The following is an 11111-nucleotide window of genomic DNA, read 5'->3' as shown; positions in this document are numbered from 1 at the left end:
AGCATGACCATCCAATCCTCCAGCCAACGGTCCTGGTGGCGACAGCCACCCCTTTGGGTCGGCGCCACACCGCTGCTGATCTTTTTGGTGGTGTCAGCCATCGATCTCGCTCTGGCCAAGCAGTTCACCGACAACGGCAAAGCCGTAGTGAGCACGGCCCTCGGTGGGCTGTGGCAATGGATGGTGTTGCTGGTGTTTCTGATCGCTGTGGTCATTGCCATCAGTCCCGTCGGCAAACTCCGGCTGGGTGGTGCCGAGGCCAAACCGAGCCTGAAACTGTTCGATTGGTGCGCGGTGCTGATCTGCACCCTGCTGGCCGGTGGGGGCGTGTTCTGGTCTGCCGCTGAACCGCTGTATCACTTCCAGACTCCCTCACCCGTTTTTGACGGCATCCAGGGCGGCACCGCAGAAGCCGTGGATCCGGCCCTGGCGGTGAGCTTTCTGCACTGGGGATTTCTCGCCTGGGCCCTGGTGGCCACCACCACCACCATCACCTTTTCGATCCTGGAACGGCGGGGCGAGCCTCTCAGGCCACGCACCCTGCTGGTGAATGTGGTGCCACGGGGCTGGGTGGATGGACCGATCGGTCACCTGGCCGATGGGCTGTCGGTGGTCGCCGCGATTGCCGGCACGGTTGGCCCCCTGGGGTTTCTCTCGCTGCAACTCAGCAACGCCGCCGGCCAACTGCCCTGGCTCAGCGACAGCGCCGGGCTGCAATCGCTGGTGGTGGTGCTGCTCACCGCTGTCTTCGCCAGCTCCACCGTCAGCGGCATTCAGAAAGGGATCAAGTGGCTGTCTGAACTCAACGTCTGGCTGACGCTCACCATGGCGGCCGGGCTGCTGCTGCTCGGGCCTGGCCTGTGGCTGATCCAGCACTTCTTCAGCGGCTTTCTGACGTATCTGATCCACCTGCCTCGGATGGCCCTGACGCCCAACGTGGCACCGGGCAACTGGATCAATGGATGGACGGTCTTCTACTGGGGCTGGTTCCTTGGGTATGCACCGCTGATGGGACTGTTCACCGCTGGCGTCAGCCGCGGCCGCAGCATCCGCGAGCTGGTGCTTGCCGTTGCGATTCTCTGCCCGATCGTGACCAACATCTGGTTCACCCTGCTCGGGGGCACCGGCTTGCAACTGGAACTGGCGGGTGCGGGAATCAGTGAGGCCCTGGCCCGGAACGGTGCAGCGGCAGCCCTACTCGCGATCCTCAGCCAACTCCCCCTGGCCGGTTTGCTGATCCCGATCGGACTGGTGCTGGTGGTGCTGTTCATGTGTACCAGTGCCGACTCGATGAGCTACGCCGCCGCCATGGTGGTGAGTGGCCGCAACGAACCGCCTGCCCCGCTGCGCCTGTTCTGGGCGCTGATGATCGGCAGCCTCACCCTTGTGCTGCTCCGCATCGGCAGCGGCCTGGGGGACAGCACCTCCATTGATGCGCTGCAGGCCTTCATCGTGATCACCGCCGTACCTGTGACCCCTCTGGTGTTGGCCACCCTTTGGAGTGCGCCCCGACTGGCCTGGAAGGAGGCGCAGCGGGAAGGACTCAACTGAGGCAGTACTCCAGTTGCAGGCGGAGGGTGATGGTTGGTTCGGGGGCTTCCATGGGATCAAACCCCTTGGCGACCGCCTCCATCCGCAGCGGTCTCGGCCTGCCCATAGCCCCCGCACGATCGATGCTCAGCAAAGTGACCTCTGACCGGCCGATGGCCCGGGCCGTCGTTGCAGCATCAGCCTGACCTTGATTCAACGCGTCCGTCATCAAGCGCTGCCTTAGGGCAGCCTCCTTCTCTGGCGCCGCCACGGATTCCATGCCCTGCAGTCGCACCCCTGGCATGGCACCCACCGCTTGAATCAAACGGTCGTACGAGCCCAGGCTGACGTGTCCGGACACGCCTGTGTTAGCCACGTAGCGCTGTTCTGACGCTCGTCCCCGTTTGTGGGTGTGGGGCGCTGGCACAACCAGCTGACCCTGCACCAGCGGCTTCAACTCCCGGCGCACGCTGGCCAGACGGCGGTTGAGCTGCTGCAGTGCTGTTGCCTCATCAGCTCCCTCACCCGAAACGGCCAGGGAAAAGCGGAAACACTCCACTGCACTGCGGCCCCGCTCCTGCACCGAAAGTTTCAGCCTGGTTCCGGAACAGGGCAGGACGTCCGCACGCAGGGGTCGAGGCGAAGGGATAAGGATGCAGGCTGACAAGACAAGCAATGTCCACGCCGCAATCCTTTCGCCCTTCACCACCATTCCTGTCGCCGCGGTCTCTTCACCTGCTGTAGCGCCGCAGCCGCCGCTGAAGGCAACCAGGCGATGTCAAAGAGCAGAGAGGGTGTGACCAGATTTGACTGAAAGCCTCAGAGCTCTGCAGCCCAACTGCCATGGAGCCCATGGGGCACCGCCAACGGCAGCTCCAGCACCGCCACTTCAGACAGATCACGGGCATTGAGGATCACGAGATCGGAGGCCCGTCGTGCACCGTTCCAGACGAGATCGAGCACCCAGCCATCGTCTTCGGCTTCAGCACCGGGACGGCGCACCATCAATGGTTCACTCACGAATCCGCGGGGTGCAGCACTCCAGGTGTGGGTGGCACCGCTGCTGAGATCCAACTTCTGAACGGCCTGCAGCGGATCGTTGCCGGTCTCCCGCTCGGCCACCGCCATCCAGGCGAACTGGGCACTCAGCCCCTGCCGCTCCGGGTTCACCATGGCGAACTCGCAGGTGCGCTCTGAAATCCGCTCGGTGTTCACAATCTCGCGGCTGAGATCAAGGCGACAGCGATGCAGGATTCCTTCGGGCACCGTGTCGAAATCCACCTCGGCGAAGTCATCGTCAGGGCCGATGGAGGGGAAGTCGTCGTAGACGATGCTCTCCACCACCACGTGATCGCCGTCCTCAAAAGCGTTGAGGTGATGGAAAACAAATCCCTCAGGGGCTTCCAGGATGCGGGGCTTCTGCCCCGCGAACTCGCCGGAATCCCGAGGGATCAGCCAGAAACGCCCCTTGCCACCCGGTTTGGACTGCAAACACTGGGCTGCCCCTTTTTCACCGGTGACGAAGGGCAGGGGGTTGAAGGCGATGGCGTTTTGCAGGAACACCGCCCAATTGGGGGTGATGGCGAAGTCGTGCAGGAAGGCGAAACCAGGGAAGCTGTCGGAACGATCGTGCAGCAAGGTTCCAGCGTCAGGACCCTCCGTGGCGAATTCCATCAGACGGATGGTGCTGCGGGGGCCTGTCTTCACCCCAAAGGTGACCATGCTGGGCCGGCCGTTATGGCCGGGGTCGAAGCGGGGATGGGCACTGAAGGCCTCACCCTTTTTAAGCACGCCGTCCAGCCGTGACAGCCCACGCGTTTCCAGGCTTTGAGGATCAAGGGCGTGGGGCTCGGCCGCTTCCCAGAGAGCCAGGAGCTGGTCCCCCAGTCGAACCACATTGGTGTTGGCAATGTTCTTCAACCGCAGGTCGAAGGCATTGGCTAACCGCCCACCAGGCTTCTGACTCCCGAAGACACCGCGATACAACACTTTATCGGCCTTCTCCTCCGCCAGCCAGCCCTCGGTGCGAACGAAGCGATTGGTCAGCTGGACGCGTCCGTTGTCAAACCGCATCGCCGCGATCATGCCGTCGCCATCAAAGGGGTGATGCACCCGCTGGCCATCCCGCTCCAAGCGGCCAGGGCCATTGCGGTAGAAGGTGCCTTGGAGTTCCGCCGGCACGACCCCTCGTACGGGGGTGAGAGCCACGTCGGTGAGTTCCTCGTCGACGTTGACGAAGGAGCTAGCCCAGTCGCTGCGGTTGTAGGGACGGGCGGGGGCGACGGTCACAGGCCAACAGACAACGTTGACCCATCCTCTCGTAACGGACTGTGAAGCGCGGGGATGGCGTCAGTTGGCGCCAGCTTGCTCAAGCACCCCTTTGCTACTGGGAATGGCACCCGCACGACGGGGATCGATTTCCGTGGCCATGCGCAACGCCCTGGAAAAGGCCTTGAAACAGGCCTCCACGATGTGGTGAGAGTTCACGCCATCGAGCTGGCGGATGTGCAACGTGAGGCCGCTGTTGTTCACCACCGCCACGAAGAACTCCTTCACCAACTCGGTGTCGTAGCTGCCGATCTTCTGACTGGGAATGCTGAGGCTGTAGCTCAGATGGGGGCGTCCGGAACAATCCAGGGCGACCTGCACCAGGGCCTCATCCAGCGGTGCCGCAAAGTGACCGAAGCGGTGGATGCCGCGGCGGTCCCCCAGGGCCTGGGCCAGGGCCTGACCCACAGCGATGCCCACATCTTCATTGGTGTGGTGATCGTCAATGTGGGTGTCTCCCACCGCATTGATCTCCAGGTCGATCAGGCCGTGGCTGCTGATCTGATGAAGCATGTGGTCAAGGAACGGCACACCGGTGCTGGCCTGGCATTGGCCGGAGCCGTCCAGGTCCAGCCGCACCTTCACGTCGGTTTCACCGGTGACCCGATGGATGTCTCCCTGACGTGCCATCACCGTTGCTCCACTGCCCTCATGCTGCCTCACATGCCGGTGACGCAGTAGCCCGCATCGACGTAGATGGTCTGACCGGAGATGCCGCTGGCCAGATCACTGAGCAGGAAGGCAGCGGTGCCACCCACCTCCATCTGAGTCACGGTGCGGCGCAGGGGAGCCTTTTCCTCCACGTTGTGGATCATGTCGAGAATGCCGCCAATGGCAGAGCTGGCCAGGGTGCGGATAGGGCCGGCGCTGATGGCGTTGACGCGCACCTGCTTCTCGGGACCCAGCTCTGCGGCCAGATAGCGAACGGAAGCCTCAAGAGCCGCCTTGGCGACGCCCATTACGTTGTAGTTGGGAATCGCCCGCTCAGCGCCGAGATAGGACAGCGTGATCACGCCGGCCTTCTCGCTGAACAACGGCTTGGCATGGGCACAGAGCGGGGCCAGGGAATAGGCGCTTATATCCAGTGAGCGGGCAAAACCTTCCGCCGTGGTGGCGCTGTAGTCGCCGATCAACTCCTCCTTGCCGGCAAAGGCCAGGCAGTGCACCAGACCATCAAGAACGCCCCACTTCGCCTTGATCTCGCCGAAAACCTCAGCCATCTGGTCGGCGTCCTGAACATTCAGAGGCAGGAACAGGCTGGGCTCCAGGGGAGCAGTGAGTTCGCGCACCTTGGCCTCGAAGCGGCCTTTGTCATCAGGCAGATAGGTGATGCCGAGCTCAGCACCGGCCGCCTTGAGCTGCTGAGCAATCCCCCAGGCGATCGAACGGTTGTTAGCGATGCCGGTGACGAGGATCTTCTTGCCGGTGAGATCAAGCAGCATCGGAATGGACCGGAACGGGTTGAGATCGCGCGATTCTCCCCCATCCCCCGCCAGGATCTCGGCTTGCTTGCTTCAAAAGGCCGGTGCCCAGCACCCCGTCACCCCACAACCCTGGCGATCTGCCCCGTCAGTTCGCCTCACGAGACGCCCTCGAGGCGCTGCTGGTTGAGGAATTTCCCAGCGCAGAGGGACCGCTCAGTCCGATCCCCGGTGGCCGCCAGGCCGCGGAAGCCAAGTTGGCGGGGGTGCAACCGGCTCGCTACGCCAAAAGCCGCAACCATCTGAACGGTGCCGTCACCGGCCTCTCTCCGTACATCCGCCACGGCGTGCTGACGCTGGCGGAGGTGAAGCAGGCGGTGTTTGAGCGGATCCGCAAGCGGGACGATGGCGGGAAATTGATCAACGAATTGGGCTGGCGCGACTTCTGGCAGCGGATGTGGCTCGATCTGGGCGACGGCATCCACGACGACCAGGAGGCATTCAAGACCGGTCACGACGCCAGCTCCTATGCCAGAGAGCTACCCCAGGACGTGCGCGACGGCCGCACCGGACTGGCCTGCATGGATGGCTTCCGCGACAAGCTGGTGACCACGGGATGGCTGCACAACCACGCCCGGATGTGGATGGCCGCCTGGCTTGTGCACTGGCGGCGGGTGCATTGGACAGCCGGGGCCAACTGGTTCCTCGAGCATCTGCTGGATGGCGATCCCGCCAGCAACCACCTCAGTTGGCAGTGGGTGGCCAGCAGCTTCAGCCACAAGCCCTACTTCTTCAACCGCGGCAACCTGGAGCGCTACAGCGATGGCCGGTACTGCGAAGAATGCCCCAGCGCCGCTGACTGTCCATTTGAGGGCAGTTACGACCAGCTGGAAAGCCAGCTGTTTGCCCCGATGCCGGCCATTCGGGACACCGGAACGGGACGCAACCGCCAGCGCAGGAACGGCGGAGGCGCCAGTGCCGCCCTGGCCCGTCCCAAGCGCTAGATCCGGACCGACACCATGACGATGCAACGACCGATCCTCTGGATTCACGATGAGGCCCTTGGCCCCGCCAATCCCGCCCTGCGGGCCTGGCCTGATGCCCCCGCTCTGTTCGTCTTTGACACCCAGTGGATTCAGGCCAGCCGAATCAGCCGCAAACGGCTGGGCTTTCTCTACGAGGCGGCCCTGGAGCTCCCTCTCACCCTGCGCAAGGGCGATGTGGCCGCTGAAGTGCTGGCCTTCGCGCAGCGCCACGACGCTGACGGCGTGGTGACCAGCTCCGCCGTGGATCCGCGCCTGCAGCAGATCGCCGATGCGATTGGAGCGGAGCTTCCTCTCGACGAACTGGATCCTGATCCCTTTGTGGAGCTTCCCCGGCCGCCACGGCTCGGACGCTTCAGCCGTTACTGGCGGGAGGCGGAACCGGTGGTGTGGGAGGGCTACAGCCCCGGCTGACTGCGCAGCAAGGCTTCAACCCGCTCCAACTCATCGACGGGGTTGGTGAGCAGCTCCCCCTGCTCCAGGGCCGGCAGTTGCACAGGCAGAACCTCCGCCTCGGACCGCGGCGGTTCAGCCCAGAGCCAACGGGCATCAGGGGCGCGCTGCTTGCACAGTGCTTCCAGCTCACGCTGCAGGGCCTTCGTCACGTCGTTGCGTGCCACCGCCGCAAAGAACTCGTTGCGGGTCGCCAGACCGGAGCTGAACGGTGTCGTGCCGTTGCCGTTGAACAAACGGGCTGGGTCCGGCAGCCAGCGCGGTCGACAAATCGCTGGATCACTGGTGTCGGTCTCCAGAAAGATGTGCAGTCCGTAGCCATCGGGCTGGTTCACCACCGCCAAGCCGTCATGGGGGGCATAGCGCTGCAGGGGCATGACCCGCCAGCTGGGGGGTTCCGCAGGCGCCGTACAACCCAGCAACACCATCACCCCTGCCATGACCAGCCCGCGCTGCATCGCTTTTCACAAGCAGCGGCCATCCTGATGGCAACCCGACGGACCTGCAGGAATCGCCATGGCCCTCACACCATCAACGATGTTGGAGCTGGGAACTCCGTTACCGGCGTTCTCCCTGCCGGTAGTTGCTGGCGGCAGCATCAGCTCTGCCGACCTGCATGGGCGGCCACTGCTGCTGATGGTGATCTGTGCCCACTGCCCGTTTGTGAAGCACGTGGAACCGGAAGTGAGCCGGCTGGAGCAGGATTACGGCACTGCGGTTCAGTTGCTGGCGGTCAGCAGCAACAGCCTGATCACCCATCCCCAGGACGGACCAAAGCAGTTGGCCGATCAGGCCAAGCGTTGGGGCTGGAGCTTTCCCTATCTGCTGGATGAGCAACAGAGCCTGGCCAAGGCCCTGCGGGCCGCCTGCACCCCAGAGTTTTATCTGTTCGACGCTGATGCGAATGGCCTGCAGACCCTGCTGTATCGCGGTCAGCTCGATGGCAGCCGCCCCGGCAACGACGTGCCGCTCAACGGCGTTGATCTGCGCGCAGCCCTCGATGCAATGCTCGCTGGCCAGGCCGTGAATCCAGAGCAACGTCCTTCGGTGGGCTGCAACGTGAAATGGAACCCCGGACAGGAACCGGATTGGTTCGGCTGATCCGCTTAAGCTTTTGTTTATGCAGGTGCCTCCTTTCAGCCTCAGCCAGCAGATCAGCGATCTGGGCCAGGACCTCGAGGAGGCGGTACTGAACGTGTTGCGCAGCGGTCAATACATCGGCGGACCGCAGATCAAGCAGTTTGAAGACTCCTTTGCCGCCAGCGTCGGCTGCCGCCATGCAGTGGGCTGCAACAGCGGCACCGATGCCCTGATCCTTGCTCTGAGAGCCCTCGGCATTGGTGCCGGGGATGAAGTGATCACCTGCTCCTTCAGTTTTTTTGCCACGGCTGAAGCCATCAGCGCCGTCGGTGCCACGCCGGTGTTCGTGGATGTGGACCCGGCCACGTACCTGATCGATCTCGATCAGATCGAAACGGTGATCACCCCGGCGACGAAGGCCTTGATGCCGGTGCATCTGTTCGGCCGGCCAGTCGACATGGGCCGACTGATGGCCATCGCCGAAACCCACAACCTCAAAGTGGTTGAAGACTGTGCTCAGGCCACAGGAGCCCAGTGGAACGGCCAGCCCGTGGGAAGTTTTGGTGATGTGGGCTGCTTCAGCTTTTTCCCCACCAAGAATCTTGGTGCGGCTGGGGATGGCGGTGCAGCCACCAGCAACGACGATGCCCTCGCACAAATCATGCGGGAGCTGGCGGTGCACGGTATGCCGAAGCGCTACCTGCACACGGCGCTGGGATACAACAGCCGCCTCGATGCGATTCAGGCAGCTGTGCTGAAAGTGAAGCTGCCCAAGCTGAAGGGCTGGATTGAGCGCCGCACAGCAATCGCAGAGCGCTATCGCACGCACTTGACCGACTTGCCCGGACTGACCCTGCCGAACCCAGAGGAGGGTCACAGCTGGAATCAGTTTGTGGTGCGCATCGGCAGCTGCCCCACGGGTCAGCCCCTCTGCAACGCCCGCTGCTCACCATCGGCGACCAGTGCGAGTCATGGACTGCCGGAAAGCTGCTGCCGGGACTGGCTGAAGCAGACCCTGATGGAGCGTGGCGTGAACACGATCATTTACTACCCCATCCCGATCCACCGTCAGCCGGCCTACGCCGACCTGGAGCTCGAACAGGGCTCCCTTCCCGTGACAGATCAGCTCTGCAGCCAGGTGCTGAGCCTGCCGATCTTCCCGGAACTGGACCAAGAGCACCAGCAAACCGTGATCGACACCGTGACGCAGTTGCTGGAGCGATCCAAACCCACACCCTTGCCGGTGGCGGGCGATCAGGAGCGGATGGTGGCGTAAAGCGCCTTAAATTTGGCCTGCTGGGTTTTGTGATTGACCAATGGTTCGGGATAGTCGCGCCGTTCAAGAGCACCGATCTCACCACTGAGCAGGTCCTTGGTGTTCACATGGCGCAGTTCCGGTACCCACTGGCGGATGTAATCGCCGGCTGCATCAAACTTTGAGGCCTGCGTGGCGGGGTTGAAGATCCGCAGGGGCTTGGGGTCCATGCCACTGCTGGCGCTCCACTGCCAGCCACCGTTGTTGGCGGCCAGATCGCCATCCACCTCCAGTTCCATGAAGGCGCGCTCCCCCCAGCGCCAGTCGCAGATCAGATCCTTCACCAGGTACGAAGCCACGATCATGCGGCAGCGGTTGTGCATCCAACCGGTCTGGTTCAGCTGGCGCATGGCGGCGTCAATGATCGGCATGCCGGTCTGACCCTCCCTCCAGAAATCGAACCAGTCTTCGTTGTTCTCCCAGGGGAAGCGGCGCCACTGCTCGCGGTAGGGACCATCCGACAATTCGGGGAAATGAAACAGGGCCTGTTGGTAGAACTCGCGCCAGCACAACTCCTGCTCCCAAACAGCAATGGCGTGAAGCTGCTCTTCGCTGCGGGCCTGCTCACGGGCCTCCTGGGCTGCAGACCAGGCCTGGCGTGGGCTGAGGGTGCCAACGCTTAACGCGGCACTGAGGTACGAGGTACCGACGACGCCAGGGAAGTTGCGGTCCGGTTCGTAACCGAACAGGGCGCCATCACAGAAGCTGGTGAGCTGCTGCATCGCCGCCGCCTCGCCGGGACGGCAGGGGCAGAGCTCGGTCCCCTTGAAACCATGGCTGTCCCGCCGTGCCATGAGGGGTTCGCCCGATGGCACGGCGGCCGGATCGAGATCAACGAGGCCCGCCGGTGCTGGAACAGTGACGGGCTGTTTGGCCTGCACCTGTCCGCGCCAGTTGCGCAGGAATGGGCCATAAACGCGATAGGGATCTCCTCCGCCGGTCTTGAGCAGCTCCGGGGCAATCAGCAGCTGGTCCCAATCCACCACCACCTTGCGGCCATCCGCCTGCAGCCGCTGAGCCACCTGACGATCCCGTTCACGGGCATAGGGCTCCACATCCCGGTTCCACACCACCGCCTCGGCAGCAATCCGCTCCGCCAACTGCGGCAGCAGCTGCACAGGATCGCCCTCCACAACTAGCAGTCGACTGCCGGCATCCCGCCAGCGCTGTTGCAGCTCAATCAGGCTCTCGATCAGAAACCACAATCGAGCCGGAGCCATCGGCAGCAGATGCTCCGAAGGGGAGATCACCTGCGGATCCAGCACATAGACACCAGTGACGGCGGGGCTGATCGCTGCAGCAGCAGCCAAACCGAGGTTGTCCGTCAGGCGGAGATCACGCCGGTGCCAGAACAGAACGCGTGGCGTTGTCATCCCAGGCCCAACAGTTGTTTGGCGCGATACCAGGCGGTGACGCTCTTGCCATCGAGCCATTCATCGCCGGATCCCAGCCGCGCATCGAGATCCATGGGAGTCATCAACACCACCTCCAGGTCTTCGTCCTCATCGCCAGCCGGCGGGTTCTCCAGGGGCGTCAGCTCCCGAGCCAGGAAGCAATGGATCACCTCATCTGAGTAACCGGGGCAGGGCAGCATCGGCCCCAGGGAATCCCAGCGGGCCGCGCTGTAGCCGGCCTCTTCCCCCAGTTCCCGCTGCATCGATTCCAGCGGGTCCTCCCCCTCCTCCAGGGTGCCGGCCGGAAATTCCAACAAGCGCGCCTGTACGGCGAAGCGGTACTGGCGCAGCAACACCACATGGCCATCCGCTGTGATGGGCACCGCCAGGGAGGCGCCGGGGTGTCGGATCATCCCGAAGGTGGCCTCCACCCCCATCGGCAGCTTGATCCGGTTGCGCTCGAAGCGGATCTTGCGCGCATCCACCGCCTCAACGGTGTCCAGCAACTCGAAGGGTTCCGGGGCCGGAAGCGGCGCCATGGCTCAGG

12 protein-coding genes are annotated in these 11111 nt (G+C 63.6%); 5 read left to right on the top strand and 7 right to left on the bottom strand.

From position 1 onward, the window contains the following. Positions 1–3 precede the first annotated feature (3 nt). The gene (locus TX72_RS01140) at positions 4–1551 is read left to right on the top strand and encodes a BCCT family transporter (protein WP_011127105.1); all 1548 of its coding nucleotides are present in this window, start codon (positions 4–6) and stop codon (positions 1549–1551) included. On the opposite strand, the gene TX72_RS01135 is transcribed toward TX72_RS01140, so the two are convergent. From TX72_RS01135 to fabI, 4 genes are all read right to left on the bottom strand, one after another. Continuing rightward, positions 1544–2197 carry an SIMPL domain-containing protein gene (locus tag TX72_RS01135; protein WP_225867718.1) on the bottom strand — a complete coding sequence of 218 codons (654 nt, stop codon included), beginning with the start codon at positions 2195–2197 and terminating at the stop codon, positions 1544–1546. The two genes, TX72_RS01140 and TX72_RS01135, sit on opposite strands and share 8 nt — an antisense overlap. A 152-nt stretch (positions 2198–2349) precedes the next feature. Then, the gene (locus TX72_RS01130; RefSeq protein ID WP_011127103.1) at positions 2350–3819 is read right to left on the bottom strand and encodes a carotenoid oxygenase family protein; all 1470 of its coding nucleotides are present in this window, start codon (positions 3817–3819) and stop codon (positions 2350–2352) included. Between the two features lie 60 nt (positions 3820–3879). Continuing rightward, the gene (hisB, locus tag TX72_RS01125; RefSeq protein WP_011127102.1) at positions 3880–4488 is read right to left on the bottom strand and encodes an imidazoleglycerol-phosphate dehydratase HisB; all 609 of its coding nucleotides are present in this window, start codon (positions 4486–4488) and stop codon (positions 3880–3882) included. Between the two features lie 29 nt (positions 4489–4517). After that, positions 4518–5300 carry an enoyl-ACP reductase FabI gene (gene fabI / locus TX72_RS01120; RefSeq protein WP_011127101.1) on the bottom strand — a complete coding sequence of 261 codons (783 nt, stop codon included), beginning with the start codon at positions 5298–5300 and terminating at the stop codon, positions 4518–4520. A gap of 83 nt (positions 5301–5383) precedes the next feature. Between fabI and TX72_RS01115 the strand changes: the two genes are divergently transcribed. Both TX72_RS01115 and TX72_RS01110 read left to right on the top strand, forming a co-directional pair. After that, complete coding sequence (locus TX72_RS01115) at positions 5384–6283, top strand: FAD-binding domain-containing protein (RefSeq protein ID WP_011127100.1); 900 nt, start codon at positions 5384–5386, stop codon at positions 6281–6283. A gap of 15 nt (positions 6284–6298) precedes the next feature. After that, positions 6299–6736, top strand: coding sequence for a hypothetical protein (locus TX72_RS01110; RefSeq protein ID WP_011127099.1), 438 nt, complete (start codon positions 6299–6301; stop codon positions 6734–6736). Here the strand turns inward: TX72_RS01110 and TX72_RS01105 are convergent. Continuing rightward, a complete protein-coding gene (locus TX72_RS01105) occupies positions 6721–7233 on the bottom strand; it encodes a hypothetical protein (RefSeq protein ID WP_011127098.1) in 513 nt (170 codons plus the stop codon). The genes TX72_RS01110 and TX72_RS01105 overlap by 16 nt on opposite strands. A gap of 58 nt (positions 7234–7291) precedes the next feature. Here TX72_RS01105 and TX72_RS01100 point away from each other — a divergent pair, with 58 nt between their 5' ends. Further along, entirely contained in the window at positions 7292–7876 is a 585-nt protein-coding gene (locus TX72_RS01100) for a thioredoxin family protein (RefSeq protein WP_011127097.1), read from the top strand. Positions 7877–7895: 19 nt separating this feature from the next. Beyond that, on the top strand, positions 7896–9131 hold the full coding sequence (locus TX72_RS01095) for a DegT/DnrJ/EryC1/StrS family aminotransferase (RefSeq protein WP_011127096.1): 1236 nt from the start codon (positions 7896–7898) through the stop codon (positions 9129–9131). Here the strand turns inward: TX72_RS01095 and TX72_RS01090 are convergent. Continuing rightward, positions 9110–10543: an FAD-binding domain-containing protein gene (locus TX72_RS01090; protein WP_011127095.1), complete on the bottom strand. Its 1434-nt coding sequence runs from the start codon at positions 10541–10543 to the stop codon at positions 9110–9112. The two genes, TX72_RS01095 and TX72_RS01090, sit on opposite strands and share 22 nt — an antisense overlap. After that, complete coding sequence (locus TX72_RS01085) at positions 10540–11103, bottom strand: NUDIX hydrolase (protein ID WP_011127094.1); 564 nt, start codon at positions 11101–11103, stop codon at positions 10540–10542. The genes TX72_RS01090 and TX72_RS01085 overlap by 4 nt, the downstream gene beginning before the upstream one ends. Positions 11104–11111 lie beyond the last annotated feature (8 nt).

Origin of the sequence: Parasynechococcus marenigrum WH 8102, assembly GCF_000195975.1 — a bacterium.
GTDB classification, from domain to species: domain Bacteria; phylum Cyanobacteriota; class Cyanobacteriia; order PCC-6307; family Cyanobiaceae; genus Parasynechococcus; species Parasynechococcus marisnigri.
The sequence above is the reverse complement of the archived record's forward strand: the minus strand, read 5'-3'. Positions and strand labels throughout refer to the sequence as shown.

What these genes read in the sequence shown, in the direction of transcription:
- TX72_RS01140 (WP_011127105.1), top strand. Translation starts at nt 4, where the DNA reads ATGACCATCCAATCCTCCAGCCAACGGTCCTGGTGGCGACAGCCACCC.
- hisB (WP_011127102.1), bottom strand. Translation starts at nt 4,488, where the DNA reads ATGGCACGTCAGGGAGACATCCATCGGGTCACCGGTGAAACCGACGTG.
- fabI (WP_011127101.1), bottom strand. Translation starts at nt 5,300, where the DNA reads ATGCTGCTTGATCTCACCGGCAAGAAGATCCTCGTCACCGGCATCGCT.
- TX72_RS01110 (WP_011127099.1), top strand. Translation starts at nt 6,299, where the DNA reads ATGACGATGCAACGACCGATCCTCTGGATTCACGATGAGGCCCTTGGC.
- TX72_RS01105 (WP_011127098.1), bottom strand. Translation starts at nt 7,233, where the DNA reads ATGCAGCGCGGGCTGGTCATGGCAGGGGTGATGGTGTTGCTGGGTTGT.
- TX72_RS01100 (WP_011127097.1), top strand. Translation starts at nt 7,292, where the DNA reads ATGGCCCTCACACCATCAACGATGTTGGAGCTGGGAACTCCGTTACCG.
- TX72_RS01095 (WP_011127096.1), top strand. Translation starts at nt 7,896, where the DNA reads ATGCAGGTGCCTCCTTTCAGCCTCAGCCAGCAGATCAGCGATCTGGGC.
- TX72_RS01090 (WP_011127095.1), bottom strand. Translation starts at nt 10,543, where the DNA reads ATGACAACGCCACGCGTTCTGTTCTGGCACCGGCGTGATCTCCGCCTG.
- TX72_RS01085 (WP_011127094.1), bottom strand. Translation starts at nt 11,103, where the DNA reads ATGGCGCCGCTTCCGGCCCCGGAACCCTTCGAGTTGCTGGACACCGTT.